Here is a 15,704-nt window from a genome sequence, read left to right on the forward strand (position 1 = left end):
CGGGGCTTTAAAACCCCGCCCTTTTGCTTCTGAGATAACTGCTCAGATCTCCGTTGTTTCGCCTTCTACAGCTATGTAGGTCTCGGGGAAAACGGAGCGGGCCTGAACCAGAAATTCGTCGGTGACTTTATACCGTGACGAAAAGTGGCCAATCAACAACCGACCCGCATCAACCTGTTTGGCCGTCAGGGCGGCCTGGCGAGCGGTCGAATGGAAGTATTTCTCACTCAGGTGTTCCATGTCGTCCAGAAACGATGCTTCGTGATACAACAGATTCACTCCCCGAATCTGATCGAACATAGCCTCATTGTACCGGGTGTCCGAACAGAATGCATAGGCGCGGGGGTCGGGGGCAGGCAGGGTGTATTCTTCAACGCTGTACAATACCTGGCCCTGCTCATCGAGAATATCGTTCCCGTCTTTCAATTGCCGGTAAAATGCCACGGGCAAGTCAGCGGGTAATTTTTCGGCAATCAGCTTGCGTTTGCGTTTTTTTTCCCGGAACAGATACCCCGTGCAGTCGATGCGGTGTTGCAGCGGAATGGTTTCGACCCGAACCTGCGGATTTTCGTACAGGAAAGCGGGTTGGTGTGGATCCGTTTCCTGAAAATGAAGCGGATAATTCAGTTTGGTATCTGAATACCGAAATTGTACCGTAATAATCTCCCACAGTCCTCGGGGACCGAACAGCCACAGGTCATCGGTCCGTCCGGCCAGATTCAGGCTTGACAGCAACGGCACAAGTCCAAAATAATGGTCGCCGTGCAGATGGCTAATGAATATGTATTTTAACCGTCCCGGTCGAAAATGGTACTCGAGAAGTCGATACTGGGTACCTTCCCCACAGTCGATCAGGTAATAATCGCCCTCAACGGTCAGGAGCTGGGCGGTCGGGTGGCGGTTCAATACGGGCGTTGCCGAACTGCTGCCGAGTATGGTCAGGTTGAATGTCATATTTTTTGTAAACTTGCTGCAAATCCAATCAGTTTCCAAAATTGGATTAATTCTTTCACGGTATAGTCTACGGGTAAATTGGAGATACTGGCCCGGTTTCCCGTCTTAGCTAACCTCTAAACTGCTCAACTCATCTTTATGCTGCATCTTGGTTTTGTAAGTGCAATTCTGGCGGAATACGACCTGGAACACGTACTGGAATTTGCGTCGGAACAACGGTTTAAATGTGTTGAAGTGATGTGCTGGCCCACCGATAACGCCGATGCCCGACGCTATGCCGGGGTTTCGCACATTGACGTCGATAATCTGGACGTAAAACACATTCAGCAACTGACCCAGAAATACGGCGTTTACATTTCGGGCCTGGGGTATTACCCAAATCCGCTCGATCCGGATCCGGTAAAAGCCGAGTATTACCGCGAACACATTAAAAAAATCATCCGGGCTGCGGCCAAACTGGATGTTCCGGTGGTCAACACCTTCATTGGCCGCAATCCGGGGCTGAACATCACCGAAAATTTAAAGCTGTTTGCCAAATACTGGCCCGAAATCATCCAGGTAGCGGAAGAGAATAACGTGAAAATCGGGATCGAAAACTGCCCCATGTGGTTTACCGATGACGAGTGGCCGGGTGGTAAAAACCTGGCGACCACCCCCGCAATCTGGGATCGGATGTTTGAAATTATTCCATCGCGCATTTTGGGGCTGAATTATGATCCATCACACCTGATTTTTCAGATGATGAACGAAGTTCGGCCCATTTATGACTACAAAGACCGGCTGCACCACATTCACCTTAAAGATGTGAAAGTCTATCGCGACAAACTGGATCGCGTCGGCATCATGGCCAATCCGCTGGAATATCATTCGCCGAAGCTACCTGGTCTGGGTGATGTGCGCTGGCGGGACTTTTTTGCCGCCCTGACCGATGTGCGGTACCGTGGCCCGGTCTGCATCGAAGTGGAGGACAAAGCCTACGAAGGCAGCCCTGAAGACGTACAAAACGCTATTTTAACCGCCTGCAATTACCTGAGCCAGTTCCTGGTTTTGTAGGTTACAGCTTGTTAGTATTACGGTTTGTAGTTTACGGTTGGCTGACGCATTCGAAAATAGTGTGCGTCAGCCAACCGTAAACTACAAACCGTAACCCGTAAACCACCAACCGTAACCCGTATGCCTAAATTCAAAGCCGCCCTGATTGGAGGGGGCAACATTGCCGATAAGAATCACATTCCAGCACTGAAACAACTCGCTGATTTGGTCGAGATCGTGGCCGTTTGTAGCCGCGATGGCATCAAAGCCGGTGCGCTGGCGCAGAAACACGGTATTCCGCACGCCTTTTCCAATGCTGCCCTTATGTACCAGCAATGCCAGCCGGATGTGGTGGTGATCTGTACGCCCAACAACCTGCATTATCCTTTTGCGATGCAGGCACTCGAAAACGGATGTCACGTTTTTTGTGAAAAACCGCCCGCCATGCGCGCCCATGAAGCCCGGGAAATGGCCGATCTGGCCACGCGCAACGGACTGGTGCTGGCTTACAATCTGCAACTGCGCCAGACGAGTGAGTGGGAACTGCTAATGCGGAGCAAAGCCGATGGCCAGCTGGGCACTATTTATCACATCAAAGCGAATTTTCTGCGCCGACGGGGTATTCCGGGCTGGGGTTATTTTACCGATAAAGCCATGCAGGGCGGAGGAGCGCTAATGGATCTGGGCGTTCACGTCCTGGATCTGGCGTTGTGTGCGCTCGATTACGCGGTGCCATCCCGCATTCTGGCCAATACCTACGATTTTATTGGAAAAACCGGTGGGAAGGGACTGATGGGGGCGTGGGACCCCGCGACGTTTGGCGTGGAGGATGCCAGTATGGCCTATCTATCGTTTCCAAACAAGGCATCGATCATGTTGTCAGCCTCGTTCGCTCTAAACACCCAACTGGATATCAACCGAAACCTGGAGGTTTTCGGAAGCAAGGGTGGAGCAAAACTTTTCCCGTTTACGCTCTATACCGAAGTGGCCGGCGAACTGGCCGATGTTCATTTTCCGTACCTGGAAAATGTGGATATCCAACTTAAAAATACCGCAGCGTTTCTGGATGCCTGTCTGGGAAAACCGTCCAATGTCTGTACGGGGGCGCAGGGGGCCATTCTGCAGGAAGTCGTCGAACGGATTTATCAATCCGCGGAAAATACAGCAGACTAACCTGGTTAAACACAACGGGTCAGAAAACAGCAGGCCGGGACATGACTTCCATTTCCCGGCCTGCTGCTGAAAGCAAATTCACTTAATCGTCGGACCCACCGCCAAAATCGTAGCTGTCGTCATCTTCACTGCGAAAGTCATTTTCCAGCTCGTTCATGAAGACGGCGTCAACGGCTTCCTCAACGGTCGGAAGAATAGTCAGATCGGGAATTTTGGAACGGTCCAGAAAGTCGATCACTTCGTCGTCTTTGGTAACCAGAATGAGCAGGCCGGATTCATTGGTACACTGCCGGTTGATTTTCCGAATGACGGGAATTCCCTCGTCTTCAACTTCTTTCACCGCGCTAAAATCAACGATAATATTGCTGTAGCCTTCCCGGAACAGGTTTCGACTGAGCGTTTCGAAGGTTGTTGATACATCGGCGCCAAATACCGTTTCATTCAGCGTAATGAGCGAATATTGCTCATTCTTTTCAATCGAATAATTCATAGTGGATAGAACTTTTTCCGTTTCAAAAATACGTAACAGCCAGTGAACGACGGATATTTTCTTCGATACGGTGGTAAATAGTATCGGTTTCGGAACGAACAAACGAGTTTCCCGTCACTTTTTCGTACAATTCGATGTACCGATTGGTGATTTGCCCGATCCACTCGTCGGTCATTTCCGGCACGGTTTGTCCTTCTTTTCCCTGAAAATGATTGGCAATCAGCCATTCCCGTACAAACTCCTTCGACAACTGCTTCTGCTGAATACCCTTTTCTTGATTTTCAGCGTAGGAGTCGGCGTAAAAATACCGCGATGAGTCGGGGGTGTGAATTTCGTCGATCAGATAAACCGTTCCGTTCAGCGACCCGAATTCGTATTTGGTATCGACCAGAATTAGCCCCCGCTCGGCCGCCATTTCGGTGCCGCGTTTAAACAACGCCAGCGCATACTTTTCCAGCTGAACGTATTCGGCTTCGGAAACAAGACCCTGTTTCAGGATTTCTTCCCGCGAAATATCTTCGTCGTGGCCTTCGTGCGCTTTGGTCGTCGGCGTAATGATTGGTTTGGGCAGTTGATCGGCTTCTTTCAAACCGTCGGGCAGGGCTACTCCGCAGAGCGTCCGGTGCCCGTTGCGGTACTGGCGCCAGGCATGTCCGGCCAGGTAGCCACGAACCACCATCTCAACCGGGTACGACTGGCACTTCAGCCCGACGCTGACATTCGGGTCCGGAACATCTAATAACCAGTTGGGGACGATGTCGGCGGTAGCCCGCAAAAAATGCGCTGCCGTTTGATTCAGCACCTGTCCTTTGAACGGAATGGGTTTGGGTAAAACCACATCGAAAGCGGAGATACGGTCGGAAGCGACCATCACCAGACGGTCGGCAAAGTGGTAGACATCGCGGACTTTTCCACGGTAAAAACCAGTCTGGCCGTCAAATTGGAAGTTCGTTTCTTTTATGGCCTGCTCGGGCTTATTCATTTCTGAGCGAAAATTGATTAGCAATTACATTTTTTCAACGACCAGGGCCGAAGCACCTCCGCCCCCGTGGCAAATCCCGACGGCACCAATTCGGCCGTTTTGTTGCCGGAGCACATGGGTCAGCGTAGTCACGATCCGGGCCCCCGATGCACCCAGCGGATGCCCCAGCGATACCGAACCGCCGTAGACATTCAGTTTTTCGGCCGGAATTTCCAGCAGTTGACTACACGCCAGAGCCACCACCGAAAAGGCTTCATTGATCTCGTAAAAATCAACATCCACCGGTTTGATGCCCGCCCGTTTCAAAGCCGCCGGAATGGCCAGGGTTGGCGCGGTGGTAAAAGCCGCGGGTTCCTGCTCGGCGTCGGCATAACCCAGAATACGGGCCAACGGTTTTAATCCCAACTCTTCGGCTTTTTTCAAACTCATCACCACCAGGGCCGAAGCGCCATCGTTGATGGTGGAGGCATTGGCGGCCGTGACGGTTCCGTCGGGCGAAAAAGCCGGTTTTAACTTCGGTATTTTATCGAAAAATACATTTTTGTATTCCTCGTCCTCACTGACGGTTTTTACACCTTTGTTCGAGGGAACATCGACGGAAATAATCTCCGCGCCAAATTTACCATTTTCCGTGGCTTCTGCAGCCCGTTGGTACGATTGAATGGCAAATGCGTCCTGGGTTTCCCGGCTGATGTTGTATTTTTTCGCCGTCTGATCCGCAAAAACGCCCATTGCGCACTGGTCAAACGGATCAACCAATCCATCTTTGGCGAGGCCGTCGATTAACTGGGCATCGCCGTATTTATACCCAAACCGTGCTTTGGGCACGTAATACGGTGCGTTGGACATGCTCTCCATACCCCCGGCAATGATCACGTTGGCCTGTCCTAACTGAATGGTCTGGGCGGCCATCATGATGGCTTTTGTGCCCGATGCACACACTTTATTGACGGTTGTACAGCGCACGCTGGTGGGTAGCCCCGCTTTCAGGGCGGCCTGGCGCGCCGGAGCCTGCCCCAGGTTGGCCGAAACGACGTTGCCCATAATCACTTCATCCACCTGCTCGGGGGCAATACCGGCTTTTTCGTAGGCGGCCCGAATCGCCAGACTGCCCAGTTCGGTGGCTGATAAGGTGCTGAAAACTCCGCCGAAGCTACCAATGGGCGTACGAACCGCCGAAATAATCACGACTTCATTCATAGTGGATTCTGGTTGTATTTGTTGATGATACGTTCTGAAAACCGTTAATAGGTATTGAACTGCCGCCGATCCCGGCTTTTTGAAGCCTGTTTTCGCTGGTGAATATACTGCACTTCGTTGTCCTGCATGGCCTTCAAAATAGACAACGCCTGTTCTTCCGAGAGGTTCAGCGAGCGCAGTCGACGAAGTAGTTCATCCTTATTGTCGCCCTGTTGCACCTCCGTTCCTTGTTGCTGGCCCGGTTCCACGGTAGTTTCCGACCGTTCCTGTTGCAACTTGGGTTTGGGCTTTGGCGCTTGCGAACGGGTAGGGCGGGGTTTTCCTGAATACGTTTTTTTTATCAGCTCGTAATTGAACTGAGCGGGCTCGAGGGCCGGAACGGTATTCAACGCTTTTCGGAACAACGTTAGTGCGGTGGCCGAATCGCCCTGCATAACTGCAATTACGCCCAACTGCACTTCGGCGTTGGCGGCCAGTTCGGGCTGATTCACCTGGGCCACCAGCCGGTAATGTTTCTGTGCCTGCACATACTGCCCGAGGTGAAAATAGGAGTGGGCCAGGTTCAGCCGCGCTGATGGTTCAACAAATAGAGCGGAATTGACCAACGCAATGTACTGCTCGGCCGCCTGCTTGTAGTTGCCAGCCTGGTAGGCCCGCAGCCCCTCGACCCGCGCGATGTTATCGTGCGAAATTTTATCGAAAGAACGGTTATCGTATAACCAGAGCAAGGCCGATAAAATTAGATAGGTCATGGTAGGCTTTTAATCGTTTGGCAAAAATACAAACTCTTTCATACAACTGGAATGCTGTTTATAGCTTAAACGTTCGGACAGTCACCAGTATATCAATGACGATTAAGACCAGGGCCGCGATCAGAAAATAATAGTATTTATTGGTAGTAACCTCCAGTTTGCGTTGATCGACCAGACGGTTTTCCAGATTCTGGATAGCGGATATAAGGGGAGTTAAGTCGCCCGATGGCGAGACCAATTCCAGGTAAGAACCCCGGGTTTCCTGCACAAACTGCCGCAGGTAGGGCCGGTTCAGGTGTGTATGAACCACCTGTCCATCCTTGTCGCGCAGGTTACCACGTGGGGTTGGAACGGTACTGCCGGTTTCGGTGCCGACGCCAACCACAAACGGAACGATTCCGTACCTCCGCAGCTGGCTCGCCAGGGAAGGGTCGCACTCGCCGAAATCTTCGCCGTCTGTCATGAGTACCAGTACCTTAGTTTGGTTAAGGTCAGACGTTTCGGCCAGTTGTTTCCGGAGCGCTAATTCAACCGCGGAGCATAAATTGGTGCCGGACTCGGGCACCAGATTCGTATTCAGTGATCGGATGAACATGGACAAGGCCCCCTGATCCGACGTGAGCGGGGCGTGTACGTAGGCTTCGGTGGAGAAAATCAGCAAGCCGAAGCGGTTTCCGGGGAGGGCTTCTACCAGGCGTTTTAGCTCGTATTTTACTTTTTCAAGACGTGTGGGCGGAATATCCGGCGCATCCATCGACTTGGAAAGATCGACAGCGATGTAAATGTCTTTGCCTTCAGAAATCAATTCTTTTTCAACAACGCCGAACGATGGACCTAGTAGCGCAATCAAGAGCAGGGTCAGGTAGCCCGTTCGGAGAAAAAATTTGGGGATGGTTGCCCAGGCCGTTGATCCGAGCGAGCGGGCCACTCGAAAGATCCGAAAAAAGTAATAGCAATACAGCAGCAGAAAAACTGCAATGAACAGATACTCAGTTTGGGTCAGGCTATGATTCCAATTCATGCGAGCAAATACGGACTGGTCAGCAGCGGATCAACGGTTATTGAGTGGAGTCCGTGATGATGCGAAATTAGGGGAAATGATCGGATGCCGGACGAATAGGGTAAAATAGCTGCGAAACTTTTTTGCGAGAAATCTTTGGTGAAACAAATGGAATACCTCTATATTTGTGACCCCAATGAGGCAGAAAAGACGTTGGGGCTGTTACGGAGAGGTGCCTGAGTGGCCGAAAGGAGCAGTTTGCTAAACTGTCGTACCCCTAAAGGGTACCGCGGGTTCGAATCCCGCCCTCTCCGCAAAATTGTAGTAAGAGTAGCAATTACGATTTCTTTTTTAATTTTTAAATCGTACCTTTGCACTCTCAAAGTTTTCGGGGTGTAGCGTAGCCCGGTATCGCGCCTGGTTTGGGACCAGGAGGTCGTAGGTTCGAATCCTGCCACCCCGACATTAAAAACCGTCCAAATTTCAACGTTTGGGCGGTTTTTTTGTGTAATGGCCTCTTATTGGTAGTATTTCGCAAGTTTTGGCCAAACAATGAATTTTAGTTGGTCAGAAAACCAGTAGCCGTATAAGCTCCCAAGATTAGTCAAATCCCCAAAGGTTAGTACTTGGCGGCTAAAATCAAAAAGGATTCTCTAAAAGAATCCGAAGAGCATTTGCCATTCATTCCACATCAGGTCAATGACCTAATAGTATCCATTTTAGGGCGTAGTGATGAAGAATTGGGGCTGTTTTGCTAGTTTATTTATTATACGTTCGTCCGACTTGGCCTGTGAAACTACCCTCTGGATTTTTAGGTGTTCAGCAATTTCAACAACTCCGACAATCCCAACAATCCGGCAAATTTCAAGGTAATTCAGGGGACACCACCACCAGGTCAGAATAGTTATGACAACCGCCATGTCCGGCACTTGAATAAACTCAATCTGTTTGGTACGGATTACGATATCTATTCCAGGAAACCGACCGGAGTTATTGCCCTGTGCAGTGCCACGGTGAATAGCAAACTGATTAGGCCTTTTTCGACTCCGCCATACAGGAAGCATTCTAGATCGGGATGAGCATTGGCTCACTACCGGAAGTAGGCTACGTAAGGAAGAAAATCGCCGGAAAGCATCGGGTTTCAGATGATTTTCGGCGAAGGTGGGGCTAAGAGAACTAATTGACAGGACTAGATTATACGCCAGGTCGGATTTACTTGGAACGTTTACCCGCCTATAGCCGCGCAGCGGTCCGACCCCAACTTTAATCCTAATCCAGTCGAGTTAGTTTGGAGCCAGGGGAAGCGTAAGAAGCGTTATTTAAAGAACCAAGTTTTCACTGATCTGAAAGAACTTACGGTTGCAGATCAAGTCAAATGTTTGGAAAGAGATCCAAAACTAGTACAGCCCTTCTTCAACAAAAAGTAGATTTCCTTCATTACGGACTAATGCACGGGTCAATAATTTTAATCAACCAATCTGAATTTACTTTATTACCCGGAATTGGCGGAAGAAATTGTAACTAATCATTTAAAAATCAGTCAACAGCATATTGCCAATATGTTGTTGACTAATTCATATAATACATGAAAAACTTTAAGAAGTTACATGAACTGATAATGTATATGGAGAACGCCCGCTCTGGCAGGCCCAGTGACCGGTTGTAAACGGCAATCTGGGGGTGGGGCAATCAAAAATTACCGCTTAAATTGCTTCGATGCTTTTAGGAAGATTAAGAGTAAGTTGCAGTTGGCCAGCCCGTCTTGAGAACCAGATGTGTCAACCCCGCCAGGGCTGCCCTTTCTCCTAACTAGCCAGGAAAGTCAAAAGAACCAAAGAGACTATTTAATCGCCGTGCCATGAATACAGGAAGTCTATTTTCGAAAATACCCGGTGCTTTACCAGAAGAAGTATTTGAAGAGCTGGCGACCGGCAATGGCGTCAAAATTGAACGGATAATCTCCAAAGGTCATCGTTCACCGGATAATTTTTGGTATGATCAACCACAAAACGAATGGGTATTGGTCATAAGAGGGGCGGCCCGTCTTCAAATTTGGGGTCAAAAAGACCCCGTTACGCTTTCGGCCGGAATGTATACGAATCTGCCAGCCCACGTAAAGCATCGGGTAGAATGGACTCAGGAAGATGAAGAAACCATTTGGCTGGCGGTTTTCTATTGAACGACTCTGGCCGCGTCCCCTGACCCGTAACGGTTTTTGTTCGATGCGATTGTTACCCATGGTGAGCACTCATTCGCTGCATTCTTTGTTACTCGGTTGATGAAAACCCTGATTTATGTACTGACTGGATTGCTGGCGACGGTGGCATCCTGCTCTCAATCGTCAAAACAAGACAACGGCCAACCTGAAAACCCTTATTATTCCCGAACGGACACCACGCATCTGCGGGTAAGTGACGCCGACTGGAAGGAGATTTTGCCTCCGGATTTGTTTGCGGTGGCGCGTCAACAGGCTACGGAACGCGCTTTTTCGGGTAAGTTCTGGGACAGTGAAGCCAAAGGAACCTACTACTGCGCCGTGTGTGGGAATAAGCTTTTTCGTTCGCAGGCCAAGTTTGCCAGTAGTTGTGGGTGGCCCAGCTTTTTCGAACCGAGCCGTACTAGCAGCGTGTTATACCGCCCTGATCATTCTCATGGTATGAAGCGAACGGAGGTACTCTGCGCCCGGTGTGAATCCCATCTGGGGCATCTCTTCAATGATGGGCCACCGCCTACCCACAAGCGGTTTTGCATGAATTCAATCGCAATGGATTTTGAGCCGGATAGCGTGAAGGTAGCGGCTCAATAATGTTTTCGATTTACGACGACCAGACCAGCCGTGATGCCCGGGCCGAATTCCTTAGTCTTAACCACGTAGGCCGCAGCAAGTCGGCAATGATTTTTTTCTTCCGCTTCAGATTACAAAAACGTTACCCACTTGCCGGGCGGTTTGCAGGACGACCAGCGTGCCATGAACCAACAAAAAATCCCCTCGGGTGATCTGCCCGAGGGGTAAAGGTAACGTTACCGGCTTCAGGCGGTCCTCTATCCCCCTTTCACCGCTGCGAATGTAAGTTGGTTTCAAAGCCCGGCGTGTCGAAAACTAGCTCATCCACTAAATTTATACGGACAGTTTTTTGCAACCCGGTTGGCTTCGGACGCTAATATGCTATTGTAATACCGATAAAGATCTTCATCCCACCAAGGTATCCAAGCCGTCGCTCCCCGATAATGATGCAACATGTCCACCAGTCGGCTAAAAAGTAAAGCTGTTGGTTCAGGGTAACCTGGCCAGAGCAAAGCACTGCATTTTGAGAATATTCAGCGTAAGGCGGAAATGAGCGAGGGCATAGCGAGATAAATATGCGAATTATAACATAGGATTGATTTTGCATAAATAAAGCTATGAATTATAGCAAGATTTGAACAAAATCGTGTTTTCAAGGAAAAAAAATTAGAAAATACTTTCATATATTATTTTCATCATTAATCTTCGAACAAGAAATATAATTATGTATTAATTATGTAATGCAAAATATAATTGTGCACAATATTATTACTGCGAAATTTACGTTGTTTCAATGGCTTTGGCTTATTAAAAGCTATAGCTAGTCCTATCTGGTTTCAAGGATCCGTTTAACAACGCTGATTTTTACTGCTGCCATCAAAATTGAGGATGTATTATTCACCTTTTACCCCTTCATTTTATGCGTACGATTACGAAAGTCATTGTTCTACTTATTTGCGGTTTTACATTTTCAACTCAGGTATATGCCCAAAGTGCCGATGATGCCAGTGACAAATTATCGTTCAGTGTTGCGTTAAATCATGATGCCTTCTTCGGGCTAAATCCAATGGCGTCGGGTTCTTACCAGTTTACGCCCAAAACCGCGCTTACCTTTTACGGAATTCAATGGGGAGCTGGAACAGGGGCAGCCTGGGCCAACTGGACGGAGTTTGGTTTAGGGGTTAATTTCAAAGCGGGATCGTTCAATATCAATCCTCAACTGGGCTTCACGATGGGAAGTCTCCTGTCGAGCGGTGGGGCTAACAGAGGTTTTGTTGGGGATGGTATTGTACCTAATTTAACAATCAACCACAGCAGTGAGCGGTTTGAGGGCCAGCTTTACTTCGGGTATTACGGCGCACTACGCAACGAAGCAACGAGCGGAAATTCCACGAATAACTATGTACATTACTGGTTGAATGCTGGGGTTAAAGCGACATCATGGTTTTCGGTTGGTGCCCATTATGAAAGTCTTTTTCTTGCTGGCGGAAAGATGGCCAGCGGTGGTTCGGTTGATCGGGCCGACGGTTATACGTGGCTGGGACCCTATCTGCAGTTTTCAAAAGGAAATGCCGGATTTCGGTTCTCGTTCGGTGGGAACCTGGATGAAGGATTTGCTCCGAATGACTTCTACAAAATGGGTATTTTCTATAGTTTCTAAACCGATCCTGGATAGGCCACTAAAAACAACTTAGGTTTAATGGCTATTTGAGTTTTGGTCTTCAAAGCCCGGTCCTTAAAAACCGGGCTTTGTGTTTTTACCAGACGGTTTTGCAGGATTTCGTATAAATGCCTGTCTCACTTGAATCGGGGTAAAACAAAACCCGGCTCACTAATAGAACCGGGTTGTTCGCAAACACTCTGCTACTTGGATTCTTGGTGGTCCAAAAATAACCAATATTTCATTTGTATTATATGTCTGCTGCGGTTTTGTGATATAAAAACTTTATGTATCATGATTTTTTAATATTTTTGTGTTGTAGTTGTAATGTATAACAAGAAAAAAATATAAAAATGTATGTTTTAATGGAGCAGTTACCGGAGCCCAATGGTCACTTTCGGTTTCGGGTGATGAAAAATAGCCGGGAAGATATTTTAGTTAGTGCCCCGTTTGCGACAAAGAAAGACTGTCTGATGGCGGTCAGTTCGGCCCGAAAAGCCGGTGCAGAGGTTGCTAACTATCCGCTGTGGAACCTGACTGGAAATATCCGCTTTAATTTATTTTATGGCAACAATGCCTTGTTGATTGGCACCGTCCGCTACAAAAGCACAGAAGATCGGGACAAAGCTTTACAGGAACTGGCAGCCTGCGTGGCTCAGTTGAAAGTCGTTGACCATACAGCTCCGATGAACTTGGCTGCTTAGTACTCGCTGTCGGTTCCTGCGGCCATTTCCTTCAATCAGTTTGGATTCTGGAGAACCGCTTTAGACCTGTTGATACATGGAGGCTGACAGTGCAGGAGGGCAGGCCTGACTTTTTAAAATGGTCTTTATTCAACTTCGTTAAGAATATAACCACCTATCCTTAACAGACAGGTAGATAAGAAACCTGAATATAAAAGGGGGCAATCAGAACGGTATGTATGAGCCATTTGGTTGCTTTCATTCTACTCAAAAAAACAGTACTCACTACTTATCCACAGTGGCTCAGTTTGAGTTTGCACCGGCGCACCCGGCTCAGGAACGAATGGTGACTGTGGCTCAATTTGGGGAGATACTGGCACGTAGATAAGCTAGAGCTTTTTATTTCTCTCGCGTATATCGTAATATGATTTTTTCACCATACAATTTTTTGTCGAATTCAGGAACAATAGCAATCGATTGAGTAAGGGTGCTATCATTGACACGAAAGAGTTCCGTTTTGAATGTTCTTTGGTCGTGTTCATGCAATGGCAATCTAACGCCAGTGTATACGCCAGGGCTAGTTTCATGCAAGTCTTTCACTATTACAGTGCCCAGTTGAAGAAATTTGGCCACCATGGGTATGGCATCAATCACGTATATTCTACCCCCTTCAATTCGAACGCGATAGGGATGATCAGTCTGTTCTTTCACTTGGTCTGAAAATGAACCCGTCTTATAAGCCCTGTCCATAATTGAGGCAAGGACTCCAACACCTCCATCGAAAGTGGTCGGCGAATTCACTTTATAGGCTCCGTCAATAGGCAATGGAGCTTCCGCCGGGATTTCGTCTTTGAAGGTGCGTTTTACATTGGCGTCACTTGATGTGCAGGAAACGACACCCCAGGTAAACGCTATACCAATAAAGTAAAAGGTAAGTGTTTTCATATAAGGCAAGTTAGCTTAAAAAATACAATCCTTCCCAGGAATTGATAAATGGGTGTGGGTAAGCAGCTTATTAGCTGGCTTGATATTTTCTACCCAACCGAAAAAGCAGCGGATATCTGCCCGTGCAATGATCTTCTGTAATCCTTTAAATTCCGGTAGTAGCCTTATCTACTAAAGCTAACAGGTAATCGCAAACCGCTTTCACTAGGCAAATATGGCTCAGGCATTTAAAACTTTCAGTAGATACATTGACGGACTTCTTTAGACCCCTGCTGAGGTAGGAGCACTGTGATTTTTCTCCTTGACGGTGCATGAATACGAATAATCCCGACGTATACGTCGGGATTATTACCTTCTGGAAACTTACGTACAGGTGAATGGTTAGTACATCCCCACTGAGTTACTCACAAGGGCTTAAGATCATCATCCAGATGTCAAGTCCATTTGTGTATTCGAACGGTTTAGCGTAAGAGAACTGCCCCCGGTAGTACTTGCACTGCCCATCTGGAAAGTGAAAGGTTACCGTATGCTGGCCAGGCGTTAAAGCGACCCAGATGGTTTTCTCACTCGGAGGTGCATTCCGGGAGAACCTTTCCCCCGCTTTTGAGCCCTTCCAAGCTCTTTTCAGAGTGCCCACATAGGTGCCGTCAACGTAACATTGAATTGGGAAAGGCACCCCATCGTTGCCATAACTGAAGAGGGCCATGACCCCGTGGGTCGAACTAGGAACAGGTTTGAGTAAAGCGGGGTCGACATCGATACTAGAGGTCGATATGCCAGTCCGCGCCGACGAATGGGCCTTTGGTGTAACCGCCTGGTCGGCCTTCTGACAGGCTGCTAGCGTTCCCAGCAATAGGAAGCTGAAAAACAATTGTTTCATAGTGTAAATGATGTGAATGGTAAATACGATGCGAAGAAAAGGGGGATTGGAATCAGGAAGTGTCCAATAGGAAATTGGCGGGGCGAAATGGGCCGTTTAGCCGATCAAATGCCCGTGCGGGTCTAAAGGTTTAGCAGCCAGCCGATGTCTACTATATGCAAGCATTGCCTTCCTCTATTGTGAAAAAAATGAGCCCGGTTATTGCCGGGCCCTTTCTCTCACTAAGTGGGAATTGCCATAGGTTGGTTAAAAGATTGAGATGATGCAGAAAACTCCCATCGTGGCAATTAGGGCTACTAGAGTCCATTCGGCTAATTCGCTGCCGGCAAAGTGATCTCGATTCATTGTGCAAACTCGTCTTGAGCCACAAAAGTAACGGCCTGATCTGACTCAAGTGATTTACTACTACACAATTAACTAAAGTTTAACTAAGATTAAGAGGGGGTTAAAGGTACCTTCTACTACTATGGCATTCAATTGAATAATTCGTTGGTTCGCCCAGTGGTGGATCGGTAAAATGGCTTAATCCTTGCCTTTTGTTTTTCTAAAGTCCACAAGAGTCCATCTCGGAAAGCAGCGGTTAATAGTATTGTTCTTGGTAGTGAGTCTTTCCCTTTTTTGTTGAGTGGTTCGTTTTCTTTTCTTGAAGTTCCAAGATTTGATCATCTAGGCACTGGTCAGCTTTGCAGCAGAATAGCTCTGACCGTTCCCTGTGGGGTACGGAATCCCTATTCATTCCGCTGAGCAGCGATTGCCATATATGTCATACCTTTAGCGGTCCACTTATTGATCAAGGCTGTTGCCCGTCGGCTGTTTTCGTTGCTGGCTGCCCTTTCTTTCGTTGACTGGGTGTCTTTTAACCTGCCTGCACTGGTCAGGTTCTCGGGCTTGCCTGGCCTATGACCCTGGGCAACCTTTGCCGCCATCGCTGCCTTGGTCCGTCCACTGATGAGCTCCTGCTTATGCTGTGCCAATGTCGCAAAGATCCCGATGGGTAACGTATTGGCATTCGGCATGTCTACAAACTGGCAGTTGACTCCTTGTCTTAGCCCCCCGAAGAGTTGGACAAAATTGTAAAAACAATTAAGTCCCTTTAACTTCAGGAACAATGAGCAAAACACGACGAACATTCACCCCGGAGGACCGCTACTCCATCGTTCAAGAGTCC

At 48.3% G+C, this 15,704-nt stretch carries 14 protein-coding genes and 2 tRNA genes; 9 read left to right on the forward strand and 7 right to left on the reverse strand.

Going from position 1 to position 15,704, the window contains the following annotated elements; all coding sequences use genetic code 11:
* Window positions 1-42: 42 nt before the first annotated feature.
* Complete coding sequence (locus ACYVH9_RS23505; protein WP_460638859.1) at window positions 43-954, reverse strand: ribonuclease Z; 912 nt, start codon at window positions 952-954, stop codon at window positions 43-45.
* Window positions 955-1,092: 138 nt separating this feature from the next.
* Between ACYVH9_RS23505 and ACYVH9_RS23510 the strand changes: the two genes are divergently transcribed.
* Together ACYVH9_RS23510 and ACYVH9_RS23515 are read left to right on the forward strand one after the other, a co-directional pair.
* Window positions 1,093-2,007, forward strand: coding sequence for a sugar phosphate isomerase/epimerase family protein (locus tag ACYVH9_RS23510; protein ID WP_460638860.1), 915 nt, complete (start codon window positions 1,093-1,095; stop codon window positions 2,005-2,007).
* Between the two features lie 120 nt (window positions 2,008-2,127).
* A complete protein-coding gene (locus ACYVH9_RS23515; protein WP_460638861.1) occupies window positions 2,128-3,159 on the forward strand; it encodes a Gfo/Idh/MocA family protein in 1,032 nt (343 codons plus the stop codon).
* An 82-nt stretch (window positions 3,160-3,241) separates the two neighbouring features.
* Here the strand turns inward: ACYVH9_RS23515 and ACYVH9_RS23520 are convergent, their stop codons facing one another.
* The 5 genes from ACYVH9_RS23520 to ACYVH9_RS23540 are packed head-to-tail and all read right to left on the reverse strand — an operon-like array spanning window position 3,242 to window position 7,604.
* Window positions 3,242-3,649 (reverse strand): STAS domain-containing protein, encoded by a 408-nt coding sequence (locus ACYVH9_RS23520; RefSeq protein ID WP_460638862.1) that lies wholly within the window; start codon window positions 3,647-3,649, stop codon window positions 3,242-3,244.
* A gap of 22 nt (window positions 3,650-3,671) precedes the next feature.
* On the reverse strand, window positions 3,672-4,631 hold the full coding sequence (locus ACYVH9_RS23525) for a phosphoribosylaminoimidazolesuccinocarboxamide synthase (protein ID WP_460638863.1): 960 nt from the start codon (window positions 4,629-4,631) through the stop codon (window positions 3,672-3,674).
* A gap of 24 nt (window positions 4,632-4,655) precedes the next feature.
* A complete protein-coding gene (locus tag ACYVH9_RS23530; RefSeq protein ID WP_460638864.1) occupies window positions 4,656-5,831 on the reverse strand; it encodes an acetyl-CoA C-acyltransferase in 1,176 nt (391 codons plus the stop codon).
* Between the two features lie 44 nt (window positions 5,832-5,875).
* The gene (locus ACYVH9_RS23535; RefSeq protein WP_460638865.1) at window positions 5,876-6,583 is read right to left on the reverse strand and encodes a tetratricopeptide repeat protein; all 708 of its coding nucleotides are present in this window, start codon (window positions 6,581-6,583) and stop codon (window positions 5,876-5,878) included.
* Between the two features lie 58 nt (window positions 6,584-6,641).
* Window positions 6,642-7,604, reverse strand: a complete 963-nt coding sequence (locus ACYVH9_RS23540) for a vWA domain-containing protein (RefSeq protein WP_460638866.1) — start codon at window positions 7,602-7,604, stop codon at window positions 6,642-6,644.
* Between the two features lie 205 nt (window positions 7,605-7,809).
* Between ACYVH9_RS23540 and ACYVH9_RS23545 the strand changes: the two genes are divergently transcribed.
* From ACYVH9_RS23545 to ACYVH9_RS23570, 6 genes are all read left to right on the forward strand, one after another.
* Window positions 7,810-7,897, forward strand: a tRNA-Ser gene (locus ACYVH9_RS23545).
* A 75-nt stretch (window positions 7,898-7,972) separates the two neighbouring features.
* Window positions 7,973-8,046 (forward strand) — tRNA-Pro (locus ACYVH9_RS23550).
* Between the two features lie 1,395 nt (window positions 8,047-9,441).
* Window positions 9,442-9,762: a cupin domain-containing protein gene (locus ACYVH9_RS23555; protein WP_460638867.1), complete on the forward strand. Its 321-nt coding sequence runs from the start codon at window positions 9,442-9,444 to the stop codon at window positions 9,760-9,762.
* Window positions 9,763-9,861: 99 nt separating this feature from the next.
* Window positions 9,862-10,389 carry a peptide-methionine (R)-S-oxide reductase MsrB gene (gene msrB / locus ACYVH9_RS23560; RefSeq protein WP_460638868.1) on the forward strand — a complete coding sequence of 176 codons (528 nt, stop codon included), beginning with the start codon at window positions 9,862-9,864 and terminating at the stop codon, window positions 10,387-10,389.
* Window positions 10,390-11,287: 898 nt separating this feature from the next.
* The gene (locus ACYVH9_RS23565; RefSeq protein WP_460638869.1) at window positions 11,288-12,028 is read left to right on the forward strand and encodes a DUF6733 family protein; all 741 of its coding nucleotides are present in this window, start codon (window positions 11,288-11,290) and stop codon (window positions 12,026-12,028) included.
* 365 nt (window positions 12,029-12,393) lie between these two features.
* A complete protein-coding gene (locus ACYVH9_RS23570; RefSeq protein ID WP_460638870.1) occupies window positions 12,394-12,732 on the forward strand; it encodes a YegP family protein in 339 nt (112 codons plus the stop codon).
* Between the two features lie 378 nt (window positions 12,733-13,110).
* Here the strand turns inward: ACYVH9_RS23570 and ACYVH9_RS23575 are convergent, their stop codons facing one another.
* A complete protein-coding gene (locus tag ACYVH9_RS23575; RefSeq protein ID WP_460638871.1) occupies window positions 13,111-13,656 on the reverse strand; it encodes a hypothetical protein in 546 nt (181 codons plus the stop codon).
* A 704-nt stretch (window positions 13,657-14,360) separates the two neighbouring features.
* Here ACYVH9_RS23575 and ACYVH9_RS23580 point away from each other — a divergent pair.
* A complete protein-coding gene (locus ACYVH9_RS23580; RefSeq protein ID WP_460638872.1) occupies window positions 14,361-14,486 on the forward strand; it encodes a hypothetical protein in 126 nt (41 codons plus the stop codon).
* Window positions 14,487-15,704 lie beyond the last annotated feature (1,218 nt).

The organism is Larkinella harenae, assembly GCF_054780515.1.

Bases quoted from the DNA above. Each gene is read 5' to 3' on its own strand.
- ACYVH9_RS23515 (WP_460638861.1), top strand. From the start codon at position 2,128: ATGCCTAAATTCAAAGCCGCCCTGATTGGAGGGGGCAACATTGCCGAT.
- ACYVH9_RS23580 (WP_460638872.1), top strand. From the start codon at position 14,361: ATGACCCCGTGGGTCGAACTAGGAACAGGTTTGAGTAAAGCGGGGTCG.
- ACYVH9_RS23575 (WP_460638871.1), bottom strand. From the start codon at position 13,656: ATGAAAACACTTACCTTTTACTTTATTGGTATAGCGTTTACCTGGGGT.
- ACYVH9_RS23525 (WP_460638863.1), bottom strand. From the start codon at position 4,631: ATGAATAAGCCCGAGCAGGCCATAAAAGAAACGAACTTCCAATTTGAC.
- ACYVH9_RS23555 (WP_460638867.1), top strand. From the start codon at position 9,442: ATGAATACAGGAAGTCTATTTTCGAAAATACCCGGTGCTTTACCAGAA.
- ACYVH9_RS23520 (WP_460638862.1), bottom strand. From the start codon at position 3,649: ATGAATTATTCGATTGAAAAGAATGAGCAATATTCGCTCATTACGCTG.
- ACYVH9_RS23510 (WP_460638860.1), top strand. From the start codon at position 1,093: ATGCTGCATCTTGGTTTTGTAAGTGCAATTCTGGCGGAATACGACCTG.
- ACYVH9_RS23505 (WP_460638859.1), bottom strand. From the start codon at position 954: ATGACATTCAACCTGACCATACTCGGCAGCAGTTCGGCAACGCCCGTA.
- ACYVH9_RS23565 (WP_460638869.1), top strand. From the start codon at position 11,288: ATGCGTACGATTACGAAAGTCATTGTTCTACTTATTTGCGGTTTTACA.
- ACYVH9_RS23570 (WP_460638870.1), top strand. From the start codon at position 12,394: ATGGAGCAGTTACCGGAGCCCAATGGTCACTTTCGGTTTCGGGTGATG.
- ACYVH9_RS23540 (WP_460638866.1), bottom strand. From the start codon at position 7,604: ATGAATTGGAATCATAGCCTGACCCAAACTGAGTATCTGTTCATTGCA.
- ACYVH9_RS23535 (WP_460638865.1), bottom strand. From the start codon at position 6,583: ATGACCTATCTAATTTTATCGGCCTTGCTCTGGTTATACGATAACCGT.
- msrB (WP_460638868.1), top strand. From the start codon at position 9,862: ATGAAAACCCTGATTTATGTACTGACTGGATTGCTGGCGACGGTGGCA.
- ACYVH9_RS23530 (WP_460638864.1), bottom strand. From the start codon at position 5,831: ATGAATGAAGTCGTGATTATTTCGGCGGTTCGTACGCCCATTGGTAGC.